This is a genomic window from Nocardia sp. NPDC057440 (genome assembly GCF_042802915.1).
GTDB lineage: Bacteria > Actinomycetota > Actinomycetes > Mycobacteriales > Mycobacteriaceae > Nocardia.
Genome location: NZ_JBHVDF010000002.1, coordinates 298735 through 313926, shown reverse-complemented (window position 1 = coordinate 313926; position 15192 = coordinate 298735). Strand labels below are relative to the sequence as shown.

The 15192-nt window shown below is 65.5% G+C and carries 15 protein-coding genes; 5 read left to right on the top strand and 10 right to left on the bottom strand.

Annotated elements, in window-relative coordinates; translation table 11 throughout:
- Positions 1-44 precede the first annotated feature (44 nt).
- From helR to ACFU4Z_RS04455, 8 genes are all read right to left on the bottom strand, one after another.
- Positions 45-2213: an RNA polymerase recycling motor ATPase HelR gene (gene helR, locus ACFU4Z_RS04490; protein ID WP_379059695.1), complete on the bottom strand. Its 2169-nt coding sequence runs from the start codon at positions 2211-2213 to the stop codon at positions 45-47.
- Between the two features lie 654 nt (positions 2214-2867).
- Positions 2868-3278, bottom strand: coding sequence for a hypothetical protein (locus tag ACFU4Z_RS04485; protein WP_379059693.1), 411 nt, complete (start codon positions 3276-3278; stop codon positions 2868-2870).
- A 377-nt stretch (positions 3279-3655) separates the two neighbouring features.
- Entirely contained in the window at positions 3656-4597 is a 942-nt protein-coding gene (locus tag ACFU4Z_RS04480) for an acyl-ACP desaturase (RefSeq protein ID WP_379059691.1), read from the bottom strand.
- An 87-nt stretch (positions 4598-4684) separates the two neighbouring features.
- Positions 4685-4999 carry a hypothetical protein gene (locus ACFU4Z_RS04475; protein ID WP_379059689.1) on the bottom strand — a complete coding sequence of 105 codons (315 nt, stop codon included), beginning with the start codon at positions 4997-4999 and terminating at the stop codon, positions 4685-4687.
- Between the two features lie 427 nt (positions 5000-5426).
- Positions 5427-5939 (bottom strand): VOC family protein, encoded by a 513-nt coding sequence (locus ACFU4Z_RS04470; RefSeq protein ID WP_379059687.1) that lies wholly within the window; start codon positions 5937-5939, stop codon positions 5427-5429.
- Positions 5940-6080: 141 nt separating this feature from the next.
- Positions 6081-7295, bottom strand: a complete 1215-nt coding sequence (locus tag ACFU4Z_RS04465) for an FAD-dependent monooxygenase (RefSeq protein WP_379059686.1) — start codon at positions 7293-7295, stop codon at positions 6081-6083.
- Between the two features lie 251 nt (positions 7296-7546).
- Positions 7547-7876, bottom strand: coding sequence for a hypothetical protein (locus tag ACFU4Z_RS04460; RefSeq protein ID WP_379059684.1), 330 nt, complete (start codon positions 7874-7876; stop codon positions 7547-7549).
- Positions 7877-8212: 336 nt separating this feature from the next.
- Positions 8213-8701, bottom strand: a complete 489-nt coding sequence (locus ACFU4Z_RS04455; RefSeq protein WP_379059682.1) for a MarR family winged helix-turn-helix transcriptional regulator — start codon at positions 8699-8701, stop codon at positions 8213-8215.
- 118 nt (positions 8702-8819) lie between these two features.
- Here ACFU4Z_RS04455 and ACFU4Z_RS04450 point away from each other — a divergent pair, with 118 nt between their 5' ends.
- Positions 8820-10568 (top strand): MFS transporter, encoded by a 1749-nt coding sequence (locus tag ACFU4Z_RS04450; RefSeq protein WP_379059680.1) that lies wholly within the window; start codon positions 8820-8822, stop codon positions 10566-10568.
- A 1-nt stretch (position 10569) separates the two neighbouring features.
- Positions 10570-10860 (top strand): hypothetical protein, encoded by a 291-nt coding sequence (locus ACFU4Z_RS04445; RefSeq protein ID WP_379059678.1) that lies wholly within the window; start codon positions 10570-10572, stop codon positions 10858-10860.
- A gap of 109 nt (positions 10861-10969) precedes the next feature.
- Here the strand turns inward: ACFU4Z_RS04445 and ACFU4Z_RS04440 are convergent, their stop codons facing one another.
- Both ACFU4Z_RS04440 and ACFU4Z_RS04435 read right to left on the bottom strand, forming a co-directional pair.
- Positions 10970-11464: a pyridoxamine 5'-phosphate oxidase family protein gene (locus ACFU4Z_RS04440; RefSeq protein ID WP_379059677.1), complete on the bottom strand. Its 495-nt coding sequence runs from the start codon at positions 11462-11464 to the stop codon at positions 10970-10972.
- A gap of 14 nt (positions 11465-11478) precedes the next feature.
- Positions 11479-12924 (bottom strand): MFS transporter, encoded by a 1446-nt coding sequence (locus ACFU4Z_RS04435; RefSeq protein WP_379059675.1) that lies wholly within the window; start codon positions 12922-12924, stop codon positions 11479-11481.
- A gap of 87 nt (positions 12925-13011) precedes the next feature.
- On the opposite strand from ACFU4Z_RS04435, the gene ACFU4Z_RS04430 reads away from it, so the two are divergent.
- The 3 genes from ACFU4Z_RS04430 (at position 13012) to ACFU4Z_RS04420 (ending at position 15167) form a co-directional block, all read left to right on the top strand.
- Entirely contained in the window at positions 13012-13455 is a 444-nt protein-coding gene (locus ACFU4Z_RS04430) for a winged helix-turn-helix transcriptional regulator (protein WP_379059673.1), read from the top strand.
- Positions 13452-13760 (top strand): hypothetical protein, encoded by a 309-nt coding sequence (locus ACFU4Z_RS04425; protein ID WP_379059671.1) that lies wholly within the window; start codon positions 13452-13454, stop codon positions 13758-13760. Before ACFU4Z_RS04430 ends, ACFU4Z_RS04425 begins: the two co-directional genes overlap by 4 nt.
- 246 nt (positions 13761-14006) lie before the next feature.
- Positions 14007-15167 carry a zinc-binding dehydrogenase gene (locus ACFU4Z_RS04420; RefSeq protein WP_379059669.1) on the top strand — a complete coding sequence of 387 codons (1161 nt, stop codon included), beginning with the start codon at positions 14007-14009 and terminating at the stop codon, positions 15165-15167.
- Positions 15168-15192: the final 25 nt, after the last annotated feature.

The following is a 15192-nucleotide window of genomic DNA, read 5'->3' as shown; positions in this document are numbered from 1 at the left end:
GCCGTTGCGTCCCCGAATCGAGACGCCGGCTCGATAATCCGGTGTCAGGAGCTCGTCAGGATGACGAGTTGCTGTGTTGCCCTGGTCATCGCGACATAGCGGTCGACCGCTCCTTCGATGCCCTGGCCGAAATCCTCCGGGTCGACAAGGACGACAAGGTCGAACTCGAGCCCCTTCGCCAACTCCGGGGTCAGCGACCGGACGCGGGATGTTCCCCGCAACGTCGGATCACCTATGACACAGGCGATTCCCTCGGTATGTTCGGCAAGCCAGGTGTCGAGGACCAAGCCCAGATCCGACGCGGATCCGTGTACGACGGGGATGCCGCTGCTGCGGACGGAGGTCGGCACATTCGCGTCCGGAAGTGCGGCCCGGATGACCGGCTCGGCTTCGGCCATGACCTCCTCCGGTGTCCGGTAGTTGATCTTCAGGCCGGCCACGGTGATCCGGTCGAGACCGACTCGCTCGAGCCGTTCCTGCCAGGGCTCGGTAAACCCGTGCCGGGCCTGCGCACGATCGCCGACGATGGTGAAACTCCGAGACGGGCAGCGCAGCAACAACATCTGCCATTCCGCGTCGGTCAGCTCCTGAGCCTCGTCTACGACGATGTGCGCGAACGGACCGGCGAGCACGTCCGGGTCAGTGCCGGGCAGTGCGGTCTCGTCGACCAGGCTGTCCTTCATGTCCTGCTGGCGCAGCATTGTCATCAGGCCCTCACCGTCGTCATGGGCAGCGGACGCGATCAAGTCCGCGATGACATCGGCCATGCGTTCGCGTTCGACGGAGACAGCGGCTTCGTACCGACGCTGACGTCGTGACGCTTCCGGGTCGCCGAGGCGCTGCCGGGCGGCGTCCAGCAGCGGCAGGTCCGACACCGTCCACCTCTGAGCGTCCACTCGCTGCAGCTTCCGCACGTCGTCGGGGCTGAGCCAGGGAGCGCACCTGCGGAGGTAAGCGGGCACCGACCACAGGTCGCCGACCAGATCGGCCGCTTCGATCAGCGTCCACGCGTTGTTGAGAGCAGTGCGCAGCTCCTTGTTCTGCCGCAACGACTCTCGAAGCGCCTCGGCCGGAACGTCATCGTCGTGCTTGTCCGCCAGGATCGCGAAAAGCACTTCCCAGATCTGGTCGTGCGCTTCATTGTGCGGAGTACCGGGTTCCGGTGCTTCGAACGCTTCAGCCCAGTCGTCGGCGCTGAGCCAGACATCGGCCCAGTCGGTCGAGACCGTCATCCCCTTGGCAGGTGGCTCCTCGTAGAACTTGACGGCCGTTTCGATCGCCCGCACCAAATCCGCGGACGATTTCAGGCGGGCCACGTCGGGGTCGGTCTCGATCGTGGCCCCGGCGCCCTCGGTCACGAGGTCCCGCAGCGTGCAGGACCGCACGCCTTCCTCACCGAGGTTGGGCAGGATGTCTGCGACGTAGGCCAGGTAGGGCCGGGACGGACCGACGAACAACACTCCGCCCCGGCGATGGCCGAGACGCGGATCGGCGTAGAGGAGGTAGGCGGAGCGGTGCAGAGCCACGACGGTTTTGCCCGTACCCGGACCGCCGTCGACAACGAGGGCACCCGTGGAGCCTGCGCGGATAATGGCATCCTGGTCGGCCTGGATGGTGCCGAGCACGTCTCGCATCCGGGCCGACCGATTACTGCCCAGGCTGGCGATGAAGGCGGACTGGTCGTCGAGCGCGGCGTTGCTTTCGAACCCATCCGCGGTGAATACCTCGTCCCAGTAGTCGCTGATCCGGCCGAAAGTCCAGCGGTACCTGCGACGGCGTGAAAGACCCATCGGATTGGCATGGGTCGCCGCGAAGAACGGCTCGGCCGCCGGGGAACGCCAGTCGACCAGCAGCCGATTACCCGCGCTGTCCGTCAGGCCGAGTCGTCCGACGTACACCGGCTCGGGATTGTCCGCGCTGACGAAATGTCCGAGGCACAGATCCAGACCGAAGCGGCGCAGAGCACGCAGGCGACCGGTCAGCTGACGGACCTCCTGATCCCGCTCCACCACCTCCTGGCCCAGGGAAACGGGCGCCTTGCGCACGGCATCGAGACGGTCGGACAGGTCTGCGATGGACTGCTCGAGGCTCTCGGCGATGGCTGCGAAGTGCCGCCGATCCTCGGCGATCAGCACTGGATCGGCTTTGGCGGCGAGGCGGTCCGGAAGTGCGAACGCATCGACGGTCAGAGGGTTCACGTCAGAAGTACCCATTCTCAAATCCTCATTTCCGCAGGCTCCGGCTTCGATGAGCGATTCTGCGGCACGACCCGGGTCTTGCCGCAAGCCCCCAGGTGCGATATAAGTTGAGAATGGGAAGGGGTAGTTCTCCTTCCTTCTTCTCTTTCCTCTACCTCGCCGGTCGATATTCAGCGTGCTCTTCGATCGCCCGGAGGGTCTCGGGGATGCCGTGCAGAGCGTGGTTGTCCCGAGCTTCTCGGTACTCCACCGACCCTGCCGTTTGCAGCCCGGGAGGAGGCGGACGAGCGGATTGCCCGCGCCGAGAACTGTCAGCGTGTTCTGTCGAATGCCATGACCCGCCCCGCGCGACGTCGCCACCCGCGCCCCGAACCATCGGTGCCGCATACGAGATCGCGCGCCGGATGTCCGTCCACCTCGCCTGCGCGCTGTCACGTCCGCTCCGGGATTCGTCCTATTCCTCTCTGATCCAAGGAGGTTCGATGCCCTAGATCGAGAATCCCCATTCGGCCTACGGGTCTGCCTGGCACCGGATGTAGGCCGGACACTCCCACACGACGACGTTCAGCGACACCGTCGACGTTCACAGGCGCCAGCCACTCATGACTGTTCGAGCATTCATGAGCGAGCTGGCGGCTGCTCGCGCAATCCTTTCCCGGCCCCATCCCCTCACGCGGCGTACAGGGCTCCGGTGATCTTGCTGGTCATCGCGGCCACGGTGGGGCTGGGCCGGCTCTGGTGGCGGGTCGCGGCGTCGACAGCGACGAGGACGGTGCTTCGGAAGTTCTCGGCCTCGGCCGGATCCTGCTGCCCGAGAATGCTCATGGCCGCCGTCAGGGCCGGCAGCACCTGATCGGCGAGTTCGGCGACGTTCTTACCCTTCAGCTTGATGTCCTTGGACTTCGCGGCCAGCACGTGCCCGACCAGGCCGGTCGCGGCGTACAGGGCGTTGCTGCCGTTGGTGGCGGCCTTGTGGGGCTTGCCGGTGGCATCAGCGGCGGCGATCAGCGAGACGGCACCGTACGCGGCGGTCCGCAGGGTGGCCTTGTCCTGGTCGGTGAGGGTGAGGGTGATGGACATGGTGGTTGCTCCCTTGAATCTGTGCTGTCCGGGTCGGCGTATGTCGTGCTCGCCGAACTGATTACGGAAGCAACAATCGCCCGCTGTCCTGACACCGGACTGATCCCGTGCTGACACGGACGCTGACACAGAGCTGACAAATCCCACATGCATGGCCACTGACGGGAAAAGTCACGCTCAGCGAGACTGCGCGGGTGCGGGCATTGCGACACGTCCGAGGCTCTCACCAGGCACTGCGCTATATCCGTTGTTTTTCCGGCAAGTACTACCGCGATACCTCCATCGAGACCGGCCGAGAGCGTGAACGCGACGACCGGCGCCGGGCCGGACGTCACAGTCGTGTGAGTGTTCGCCGGTGACTGTGACATCCAGGGTGCCTACCCGACCCGCGCCGCCTCGCGGGCGAGGATGCGGGCGCGTTGTTCTTCGAACCGGATGACGTCGCGAGTGAGCTTTTCGATGTACTCGCCGAGTTCTTCGCGGCTGCGTTCGCCGCGTGCGGTGAAGTCGGTGCGCGTGAAGACGTTCCATATTTTCAGGACCGGTAGCACGACCTCGTCCAGGTGCTGACGCAGGTCGTAGATCCCGTGCTTGACCATCAGCACCCCATTGCGACGCCAGTTCGGCATGCCAGTGCCCGGCATGGCGAACGTCTTCACGATGGTGGTCACCGACTCCATCGCCTGATCAGCGGCGATGTCGAACGCGGCACCGGTGACGTTGCGATAGAACATCATGTGCAGATTCTCGTCGGCCGCAATGCGTTGCAGCATCCGTTCGGCGATCGGATCGGCGCAGACTCGTCCGGTGCTGCGGTGGCTGACCCGAGTGGCCAACTCCTGGAAGGTCACATACGCGACCTGATCGAGCACACCGCCGAAACCCTCCGGCGCGTGTACACCGCGGGTCAGATGCACCATCCGGTCGTTCTCCAAAGCGACGGGATCGACAGCGCGGGTGCACACGAGGTAGTCGCGCATGGCGATGGCGTGGCGGTTTTCCTCGGCAGTCCAGCGGCCGACCCAGGTGCCCCACGCACCGGAGCGAGAGAAGTTCTCGGCGATTACGCGGTGGTAGGAAGGCAAGTTGTCCTCGGTGAGCAGATTCGTGATCATCGCGACTTTGGCGACCTCCGAAAGCCGTGACTGCTCGGAATCCCAATCGTCACCGCCCATTGCTGCGAAGTTGCGGCCCTCATCCCAGGGAACATAATCGTGCGGACACCAGTCCCTGGCTGTGGCCAAATGCCGGTCGATGTTGGCCGCGACAACCGGTTCGAGCTCCGTCAGTAGTTCAAATTGCGTCAAATCCTTTGCCATGCAGCGCCTTTCGATTCGGTGGAAATAACCACGGAACGTACCGCTGTTCACGCATAACTGACCGCGCGGCTTCGCCGCACCCACACCCTAGACGGCGCGGCCGGTTTGCTGCGCATCAGACCCGATGGTCTCGGCGACCGAAATGACGGACTCGTTCTCGAGGAGCTTGGCGACTTCATCGACGATCGATCCGTAGTACTTGCCGATGTTCACGGCCAGATCTCCGAGTCCGACACCGAATATGGCTCGGGTCAATCCTTCCAACGCGCCCAGCGGTGGGACGACGGTCAGCACGGCAGTCCATCCGATGCCGTAGGCGGCGCCGATCTCGACGCCTTTGATTTTGCCGCTGGTGATCTTCTGTTCGTTCTCCTTGAAGAAGCGGATGAGACCGCCTTTCATCTGGTCGAGGACTGTTTCCTTCTGTTGCGGCGTGAGTTTCGCCAGCGGAACCGCGACGTTGATGTCGGTGCCGTCAGGTCCGATGATTCGCAGGCTCGACTGTGACCGGCCCAGTTGATAGCCGTTCCCAGGGGCGTCGGCTTACTCCACAGCTTTGCGCAGGTCATGGATGTGGTCGACGCCAAGTCACTTCTGACCGAGCCCCTGCAGCGCGACCTATTCGACACGCACATGAAGTCGGCGTGGCCGGTACGGCAAACCGAAGTCTCCCGAAGCTACGGCGAGCCGCAAGTAGGAGATCTTGACGGGGATGTGCTCCCGAGGCTTGTCACGCTGTGTAAACGCTCGGAGTGCGGCAGATCATATGCCGCTGGTGACACATCCTTACGGGCACCCCGTGACCAGGACGGGGCCGCTGCCTCGGTGACTACTTGCGGGACCAGGGGTTGTGGTAACCGTCGGGAATCATACTGTCGAACAGCGCGCGGCCGTCGGCGGGCAGCCGGAGCAGTTCGATGTAGGAGCCGAGGGGTCCGCCTGGGAGGTAGACGAATTCCATGCCGATCTCGGTGACGGTGCAGTGTTGGGCGATCTCGATACCGTGGGTTCGCGCCTCCGCGAGTGCGGCGTCGAAATCGTCTGGCACCCAGGCGATGTGGTTGAGACCCGGGCCGGACCGGGCGAGCTGTTCGGTGTACAGGTTCTCACCCGACACCGGGGCGATCAGTTCCAGTTGTTGACCACCGGCGTAGCCGAGGGAGGCATCGATGGTGTAGTCAGCGGGCGCACCGCGGTAGCGTGCCTGCTCGGGGCCGAAGTGCATGCGGGGCATGCGTACCCATGTGTCGACGCCGTATAGGTCGGTGAATTCCTGTTCGGCGGTGTCGAGGTCGTGGACAACCCACGCCAGCTGGAAGATGGGGCCGGTGACGATGCTCATCGTGGTACTCCTCATAAGGGTCGAGCGAAGAACGTGGGTGTCGGCTCGGGTGATTCAGCGGATTCGCGGTCGGGCCTGTCCGGCCGCGCGGGCGTTCTGCCCGGCGGTGCCGGCCTGCTCGGCCGGCGAGCGCTGGGGGGTTCAGTAGTCCGTGAGTTGGATGGCATTGGCGGCGCGCTGCAGCGGCTTGATGATCGGTCGCAGAGCCAGGCCCTTGCATGGCATGTGCCGCAGCATGCGCAGCATGGTGGTCTGGGTGCGGATCGCGCGACGGTCGGCGGCGACCATCTGGGTGGCGTTGTTCCAGCCCAAGGTCAGGTTTTCGGTGATGTAGGGCTGCAGCGCGGCCTGGTAGCGGCCGAACGCGACGCGTTGGTCGCCGGCGGCGGCTTTCAGCTCGCCCGCAAGGACATACGCGCCGACCAGTGCCATGCTGGTGCCCTGCCCGGACAGCGGTGACGGGCACCACGCGGCGTCACCGACGACCGCGACGCGCCCATATGACCAGCGGTCGAGGTGGATCTGGCTGACGGTGTCGAAGTAGAAGTCCGGGGATTGCGGCAGAGCGTGCAGCAGGGTCGGGGTCTGCCAGCCGGCGTCGGCGAATGTGGTGGCCACCAGCTGTTGCTGCGCGGCACGGTCGTGGCGGTCGGGCAGCTGCGCTGGTGCCTGGAAGATGAACTGTGCCTTGGCCGCACTGCGCTGCGTCGCATACAGCTGCACCACCTGCCCGGGTGTGGGATGCATCAGCTCCCAGTGATCGAGGTCCAGGAAGTTGGGCACCGAGACCACGCAGGCGGCCATGCCGGTGTGGCGGGCGAACTGTTCCTCGGGCCCGAACACCAACCGGCGCACCGTCGAATGCATGCCGTCGGCGCCGATTACCAGGTCGAATACCCGGGGTGCGGCGTCGCGGAACCGCACGCTCACCCCGTCGGCCTGCTGCACCAGTCCGGTGATCGAGTCGCCGAACAGGTACTCGACCCCACCCTTGGTGGCGTTGAACAGAATATGGGCCAGATCGCCACGCAGTACCTCGTCGTCGCCGGGGGAGCGCAGCCCGATCAGCTCGGGCCCCAACGTGGCCAGCGCCTTGCCCTTGTCGTCGACCCACGCCCCGCCCCGCATCGCGGTGGAGGCCTTGCCGACCTCCGGCAACAGGCCCATCCGGTCGATGACCTCCATCGCCACACCACGGATGTCGACCTTGTAGCCGCCCTCGCGCAGGGTGGGCGCCTGCTCGACCACGGTGACGGTGAACCCGTACCGGGTCAGCCAATACGCCAGTGCCGGACCGGCGACGCTGGCGCCGCAGATGAGAACGGTCTTGTTGGTGAGCTGCTGCGTCGTTGTCATGGGAACAGTGTCGGCCGCGGCGCTCACCGCGCCCTCGCCATCGGCTCACCGCCACTCACCGAGCAGCTCGGCATATGGGTCGCGCGACGACTGTCTCGGCAAACCAGCGAATGTCGAACCTACCGACGCCGTGACCAGCGGCCAAGGAGGCGTGCGTTGAGAATCGATCGATTGACGACAACCGCTACACCGGCATGATCCTTACCGGCATCGTTGCTAGATCGGACGGTGGACGAGCGGGTGGATGTGTCTCATAGCTGCTTGAAGGCGATCGGAACGCCCGCCCACGTCTCGGAGCCCTCATGACCGCCCGGAATTCCGTAGAGCACGTCATCGGGATCCACAGTCGTCCGATTGTTCCGCCACGAGACCATCAGACGCTGCATAGTCGGGCACATGTTGTGCCAATGGATGGTTGTTGTGGTTGTCGACGTGCCGTCCTCGTTCCACCACCACTGGATGCAGCCCGCCACACCTTCATGCCTGTTCACTGCTGCTTCCGGCGCGCCGTGCGCGGCGCACGCCGCCACGGAGACAGCCGCTGTCGCAAGAACGGCCGCCAGCTTGTTTTTCGAGGTCATGTTCTGAGCTCCTGCCTGCTGCGAAAACCCGTGCTGAACTCAGTTCTAAAGCATTCCCTTGCCTGGAGAACCGACGTACACGGCGAAGCCGGACACATCGATACCGCCCGCCCTCGCCAGAGTCGAAACGTAGTAGGGTCAGGCGCCCTTGTAGTCGCCCGATTCCGTTGAGCCGGAACGCCTTCCGAGCGCCTTGGCAGCGGGGCGACGGCGCGCACCTTCTCGACCAGGCTCGCGTTGCGCCGCCACGATCATCAACCAACCGACACGCGACATCGCCGGAAACCCAGCCGGCCGCCTCCGCACCGGCGTCACCAACGTCGCGGACTCATACAGTCAGTCGTGGTGGGCCGGCCTGAGGCCAGGATGGACGCCCGGCTGGAGGCCGTTCGCCACCGCGGTCTGCTGGAGGAGCTCGGTCAGCGTCGCGCACTGGGCCGGGTCGAGTGCGCGCAGGATTTCGACGTCCAGTCCGGCGACGATCCGCTCGGCCCGCGCTATCACCTTGTGTCCGGCGGGCTGCAGGTACACCGCGTGCGCCCTGCGGTCGGTCGGGTGTTTGCGGCGCTCGACGAGCCCGCGCTTCTCCAGTTCGTCGACCAGCCCGACCATCACGTTGCGATGGATGCGCAACACCTCGCACAGCTGCTGCTGCGACTGGCCGTCATTCGCGCCGAGCATGCGCAGCATGCCGAAGTGACGCGGGCTGATGCCGAGGGGAGCGAGGAGTTCGGTGAACCGGTTGGTGACATGGAATCCGAGCTGTCCGAGCAGGAACGCGGGGTGCTCGGACAGGGGCACGAGGGGCAGATCGGCGTCGGTCACCTACCAAGCATAACGGCAATTAATGCACAATAATTGATTGCCCTCTTGATTGATAATCACTTCAAGTGCATAGTTTGAAGAGTCGCCACATCCGTACCGAATCGAAGGGAGCCGCCCCGTGGACACCGACACCACCCCTGAGGCCGACGCCCCACCCATGCTCGACCCACGCCGCTGGATCGCCTTCGCCGTGGTGCTGGCGGCGGGGTTCATGGATCTACTCGACGTCACCATCGTCAACGTCGCCGTGCCGAGCATCCAGACCGATCTCGGGGCGCAGTACTCGCAGATCGAATGGATCATCGCGGCCTACGTCCTCGCCTTCGCGGCCGTGCTCATCACCGGCGGCCGCCTCGGCGACATCTACGGTCGCAAGCGCATCTTCCTGATCGGCATGGCCGGATTCACCCTCGCCTCGGCCGCCTGCGGACTCAGCGCGGAACCGGCCATGCTCATTGGCGCGCGGTTCGTGCAGGGCGCGATGGCAGGGCTGATGGTGCCGCAGATCCTCGCGATCATCCGAGCCACCTTCCCGGAACACGAACGCGCCAAGGCGATCGCGGTGTACAGCGGCGTCGGCGGATCCGCGTCGGCCGTCGGTCTCTCACTGGGCGGCCTGCTGGTGCAGTGGGATCTGTTCGATCTGGCGTGGCGGCCGATCTTCCTGGTCAATATCCCGGTCGGGATCGCCGCATGGATCGCGGCGGCCGTGGTCATGCGGGATTCCCGGTCGGTCGCGAGCGACGGCTTGCCGGACGCTCGAAACAGCGCCGCGCCGCGACTGGATCTCGGCGGGATGATGCTCGCGATCTCCGCGGTGCTGCTGCTCGCCTACCCGCTCACCGAAGGTCGCCGATTGGGCTGGCCCGCTTGGACTTTCATCATGATGGGCGCGGCGGCAGTGACGTTCGGCCTCTTCGTCGCCTACGAACGACACCGGGCACGGACCGTCGGATCGCCGTTGATCGATCTCGACCTGTTCCGCTCCCGCCCGTTCGCCATCGGTCTCGCGAGCTGGCTGCTGTTCTGGATCGGACTCGGCGGCTTCTTCCTGGTGTGGACGCTGTTCATGCAGGCGGGCCTCGGCTGGTCGCCGATGCGGGCCGGACTGACGGCAGTGTTCTTCGCGGTCGGCGCGGGCATCGGCGCGGGTGTATCGGTGGGCGTGCTCGCGCCGCGGTTCGGGCGTCGAGTGCTGATCGCGGGCGGTCTGATCAATGCGAGCGGGTTCGGTCTCTACGGGTGGATGGCCGCGCACTACGGTGCGTCGATTGCCTCGTGGCAGATGGTGATTCCGCTGATCGTCACCGGCATCGGATTCGGGATGGTGGTCGCACCGACCATCGATCTGCTGCTAGGCCAGATCCCGGCCCGCGAAGCGGGTTCGGCATCGGGACTGCTCAATACCGGCCAGCAGCTCGGCACCGCCCTCGGCGTCGCACTGGTCGGCGTGGTGTTCTTCGGTCAGCTGGACCATGATTCGGCGCGCGGGGTCGAGGCCGTCACGCCGCAGGTGCGCGCCGAGCTCGCCACGATGGGACTACCGCAGCAGGCACAAGACGAGATTCTCGCCAATTTCCTGGCCTGCGTACAGGACCGGTCCGCCGAAATCGATCCGACAGTGGTTCCCGACAGCTGCCGCAGCGGCTCAGCACCGGGCAATTACGGTGTGACACAAGCACTTACCCGAGCAGGCGCGCAGGCCAACGCGGTGAACTTCGCCAACACCTTCGAATACACGCTCTGGTACGGCATCGCCATCCTGGCCCTGATGTGCCTCGGCTTCCTCGCCCTACCCAAGGACGCTCGACTGAAGCAGCACGAACTCGATACCGAGCCAACAGATCTCACACCGGCAGGAGTCTGACATGAAAATACTGGCCATCGGACGCGAACAAGACGTAGTGAACACGGCGGTCGCGATATTCCAGTCCCACGGCTACCCGGCAGCCGGGACCATCGCCGCTGACGAAGCACTCGACGCACTCGACACCGACGAGATCACCCACCTGATCATCGGCGTTGGGGTGGAGCCCGATTCGCGAGAACAGCTGAAGAAGCACGCGGCCGCGCATGGCGTCACCGTGCACGAGGCCGTGCGCAATGGGCGCGGCATCGAGGGTTACCTCGAAGAGGTGGTGATTCCGTCACTGCAATAGTGGCGGTCTCCGCTCGCCTGAGGCACAGCACAGTGGTGCTGACTCAGACGCACTGATGCCCGGCGTCCTCCTTGATTCACGGGAGAACGTCGGGCATCGCGCGTGCCGCTCAACGGGTTTCGGCTGCCGCCTTCCACATCGTGCTGCGCAGGTCACGGCCGCGGACGACCTGGATCCGCCACGGCGACAGCCGAAGGATGTGCAGCTTCGGGTCATCGATGCCCTGCCAGAAATTGCCGAGCGGATAGCCTGCGCCTTTCGGGCTGGTTTGCTCGTACAGGTCCCAGACGTGCTGCCTGGTCGCGAGGTCGTCGAGCGGCACCCAGTCGGCCAGCACATCGGCGTGTACCTGATTCTGCTTCCTGGTCCAGTACGCGAAGGTCGTGTGCGGGTTGGCGGCCAAGTGCGCCTCCTTGACCGGCGTCCGGTAGGTGGCCAGCCAGCCGACGGGGTTCCCGTCGACGATCTCCCACACGGGGATCAGAACCCTCGAGCGCGGGCGGCCCTTGCTGTCGACGGTGACCATGGTGGCGTAGACGATGTCGCCGATGTAGGCCTCGAACTCGTCGCGGATTTCGTGGAAAGACTTCACCGAGGTGGTCATTTCGAAAGCTCCCTTCAGACCTGTGCGAGTTGGGTTGACGTGGAATCCGTGGCCGGTTCGGCGGCGGCGCTACGACGCAGACCGAATGCGGCGACCAGCCCGGCGACGGCCGCGGCGACCACCGGCACGATCAATGCCGTTCGCACCGCCTCGATTCCGGACTGACCCGCCGTGACAGCCGCGACCTCGACCGCCGTCACCGCCGAGATGCCGAGCGCGAAACCGAACTGGAATGCGGTGTACAGCAGGCCACTTGCCAGGCCCTGATCCTCCTCCGCGATGCCGTCGGTGCCGGCGATGGTGAGCGGACCGTAGACGAGGGCGAAGGCAACGCCGAGCAGCAGCATGGCCGGGAACATGGCCGCGTAGGCCCGATCGATATCGGTCGGCAGGAACAAGGCGTAGGCGATCGCGGCGAGCACGACACCGCCGAAAACCACTCGCGCATTGCCGAATCGGTCCACCAGGCGTGGCGTCAGCACCGGCGCGAGCACCGCGTCGACGCCGATCACCGCCATGGCGAGACCGGTCTGCACCGTCGACCAGCCGCGCAGTTCCTGGAAGTACAGCGTGGCGAGGAACTGGAAACCCGCGAAGGAACCGACGAACAGCAGCGCGACCACATTGGTGCGCACCAGGGCTCCCGAACGCAGGATGCCGAGCCGAACCAGCGGGTTCGCGGTGCGACGCTCGTTGACCACGAACAGCGCGAGCGACAGCAGCCCTGCCGCGAACACCGCGGCGGTCAGCGCCGGGCCGTCACCGGGATGCTCCAGCCGGACCACACCGTAGACGAGCAACAGCATCGCGCCGGTGACGCTGAAGGCGCCGAGCAGATCGAATCCGCCCCGAACCCGTCGCGGCACACCGGAATCCCGCACCAGCACAATCGCCGCCGCCAGGATCAGCGCGGACAGCACGACCGGAGCGAAGAACACCCAGCGCCAGCCGAGCGCGGTGAGCAGCCCGCCGACGACCATGCCCAGCGAGAAGCCGCCCGCCGCGATACCCGCGTACACCAGCAGCGCCTTGTTCCGCACAGGCCCCTCGGCGAAGTTGGTGGTGATCAGCGACAGTCCGGCAGGCGCCATGAAAGCGGCGGCCACTCCCGTCACGAAGCGTGCCGTCAGCAGCATCCAGCCCTCGGTCGCGAAGCCGCCGAGTCCGGAGAACAGCAGGAACACCGTCAGCCAGAGCAGGAACATGCGCCGCCGCCCGAGCAGATCGGCGGCACGGCCGCCGAGCAGCATGAACCCGCCGTAACCGAGGACGTAGGCGGAGACGACCCCGCTCAGCATCCCGGTGGACAGGCCGAGATCGGACCGGATCGACGGCAACGCCACATTGAGCATCGCCACGTCGATGCCCTCCAAGAAGATCGCGCCGCACAGCACCGCGAGCACCGCCCAGGCACGGCCGGACATCTCGGTGAAGACCTCGGCGGGTCTCGATTCCAACATCGAACGACTCCCAACAGACACGGTTACCGATAGTGAGGTCGGTTCCCTCTTGATACCGACCATGAGTCTTCGGCAGAATCGGTAACCATGGAAGACGGCACTTTGAAGTCACCCGGTTACTGCGGGGATACCGACGAGGACTACGACGTTCTCCAGTGGGACACTCGCGTCGACTGTGAGGTCAGGCAGATCCTCGACCGCGTTGCCGACAAATGGTCGCTGCTGGTGATCGCCCTGCTCGACCAGCGCAGCCTGCGTTTCACCGAACTGAAGCGCAAGATCGACGGCGTCAGCCAGCGCATGCTCACCCGCACGCTGCGACATCTGGAACGCGACGGACTCGTCGAGCGGACGGTCTATCCGACGGTCCCGCCACGGGTGGACTACGCCCTGACCCCGTTGGGCGTCAGCCTGCACGCCACCATCAAGGCACTGGTCGTCTGGACGGAGGGACACCAGAACGAAATCGCCTCCGCCCGCGACGCTTACGACCGCCGCAGCGCCGAAGAGGAAGCCCTGCAGACGGTGTGACCGGCCTCGACATCCTGATCATCGGCCGTAGCCGCCGCACCGTGGACACTGCCACCGAACAGCTTCGATCGCTCGGTTTCACCGCTCACGGCGTGATCGCGGACGACGAAGCCGTCACCCTGCTGGATGCGCGTGAGGTCACCACGCTGTTGATCGGCGGCGGTGTGCAGCGGGAATCGCGTGCATTGCTGAAACAGCGGGCGCAGCAGCGCGGCGTCACGGTGCTCGAGGCGCGGCGAGCCGGGCGGGAGATCGACGTCTACCTCCGGGAGGAAGTGGTGCCGCTCCTGCGCGGCCGACAGTGAGAGGCTCGAACCGCCGTTCGGCGGCATCGAGCGCGACACCACAACCCTCGGGGCGCGGCACCTACCGGCCATCGAGGATGCGGATAACCGCAGCGCGGCGGGAGTACCGGATCGGCGGTCGGCCCCCGGCCGGCTGTTCGTCGTACTCCTCACGAGTGAGCCGAATAGCAGTAACGTGAAACCGCACCGAGGGCCGACCCAGGCGTCGGCAGCCCTGCCGCGCGCCGCCGATTCGAGGAGTTCGCCATGAGGGCAGCCGTCTGCACCGAGAGCAAGTTCACCGTCGCGGACCTACCGACGCCGACGCCGGGGCCGGGACAGGTGTTGATCAACGTCTCCCGCTGCGGCATCTGCGGTTCGGACCTGCATGCGCGCACGCACGCCGACGAAATGGCCGATCTCGCCGTCGCCACCGGCTACGACCACTTCATGCGCGCCGATCAGAGTGTGGTGCTGGGACACGAATTCAGCGGAGAGATAGTCGATTACGGGCCGGGCTGTCGCAAACGCTGGTCGACCGGAACCCGGGTTGTCGCATTACCGATCGTGCGCCACGACAAACACCCGCATCTTGTCGGCCTGTCGACGGCGGCACCCGGCGGATACGCCGAACAGGTAGTAGTCCAGGAGTCGATGACTTTGCCTGTCCCGAACGGACTTTCGGCCGAGCATGCCGCGCTCACCGAGCCGATGGCCGTGGCATGGCACGCGGTTCGCAAAGGCCGCGTCGGCAAAAACCAGAATGCCTTCGTGATCGGTTGTGGGCCTATCGGTCTCGCCGTCATCAGCATGCTCAAAGCGGCGGGCGTGCGCACCGTGATCGCCAGCGACTTCTCGCCGCGCCGCAGGGAACTCGCCGCCGTGTGCGGCGCGGACGTGGTGGTCGACCCGGCATCCGAATCTCCGTGGTCCGCCGCTCCGGCCAAGGGGCGCATCAATGGTGTCACCGACATTCTCAGCCTCGGCTTCGACACCATGGAAAAGCTGCGTCGCATCCCGAATGCGCCGTGGTGGTACGTCTTTCGCCTCGCACACACGTTGAACGCGGGACCTTCGGGTCCGGTCATTTTCGAATGTGTCGGGGTCCCCGGCATCATCGACCAGATCCTCACCGCGGCACCGCCGCTTTCCCGCGTAGTCGTTGTCGGTGTCTGTATGGAGACCGACCGATTTCAGCCCGCCATGGCCATCAACAAGGAGATCGAACTTCGTTTCGCCCTCGGCTACGACCCCGGCGAATTCCGCGACACTCTGCACATGCTCGCCGACGGCAAGGTCGACCCCGCGCCCTTGATCACCGGCACCGTCGGCCTCGACGGCATCGACCATGCCTTCACCGCGCTCGGCAACCCCGAACAGCACGCCAAAATCCTGATCGACCCGAGCAGTACCGCTATCGCGCCCTGACCCGATTACTCGGCCCGCGCCGAAT

What these genes read in the sequence shown, in the direction of transcription:
- ACFU4Z_RS04470 (WP_379059687.1), bottom strand. Translation starts at nt 5,939, where the DNA reads ATGAGCATCGTCACCGGCCCCATCTTCCAGCTGGCGTGGGTTGTCCAC.
- ACFU4Z_RS04440 (WP_379059677.1), bottom strand. Translation starts at nt 11,464, where the DNA reads ATGACCACCTCGGTGAAGTCTTTCCACGAAATCCGCGACGAGTTCGAG.
- ACFU4Z_RS04475 (WP_379059689.1), bottom strand. Translation starts at nt 4,999, where the DNA reads ATGAAAGGCGGTCTCATCCGCTTCTTCAAGGAGAACGAACAGAAGATC.
- ACFU4Z_RS04435 (WP_379059675.1), bottom strand. Translation starts at nt 12,924, where the DNA reads ATGTTGGAATCGAGACCCGCCGAGGTCTTCACCGAGATGTCCGGCCGT.
- ACFU4Z_RS04485 (WP_379059693.1), bottom strand. Translation starts at nt 3,278, where the DNA reads ATGTCCATCACCCTCACCCTCACCGACCAGGACAAGGCCACCCTGCGG.
- ACFU4Z_RS04465 (WP_379059686.1), bottom strand. Translation starts at nt 7,295, where the DNA reads ATGACAACGACGCAGCAGCTCACCAACAAGACCGTTCTCATCTGCGGC.
- ACFU4Z_RS04460 (WP_379059684.1), bottom strand. Translation starts at nt 7,876, where the DNA reads ATGACCTCGAAAAACAAGCTGGCGGCCGTTCTTGCGACAGCGGCTGTC.
- helR (WP_379059695.1), bottom strand. Translation starts at nt 2,213, where the DNA reads ATGGGTACTTCTGACGTGAACCCTCTGACCGTCGATGCGTTCGCACTT.
- ACFU4Z_RS04430 (WP_379059673.1), top strand. Translation starts at nt 13,012, where the DNA reads ATGGAAGACGGCACTTTGAAGTCACCCGGTTACTGCGGGGATACCGAC.
- ACFU4Z_RS04445 (WP_379059678.1), top strand. Translation starts at nt 10,570, where the DNA reads ATGAAAATACTGGCCATCGGACGCGAACAAGACGTAGTGAACACGGCG.
- ACFU4Z_RS04480 (WP_379059691.1), bottom strand. Translation starts at nt 4,597, where the DNA reads ATGGCAAAGGATTTGACGCAATTTGAACTACTGACGGAGCTCGAACCG.
- ACFU4Z_RS04420 (WP_379059669.1), top strand. Translation starts at nt 14,007, where the DNA reads ATGAGGGCAGCCGTCTGCACCGAGAGCAAGTTCACCGTCGCGGACCTA.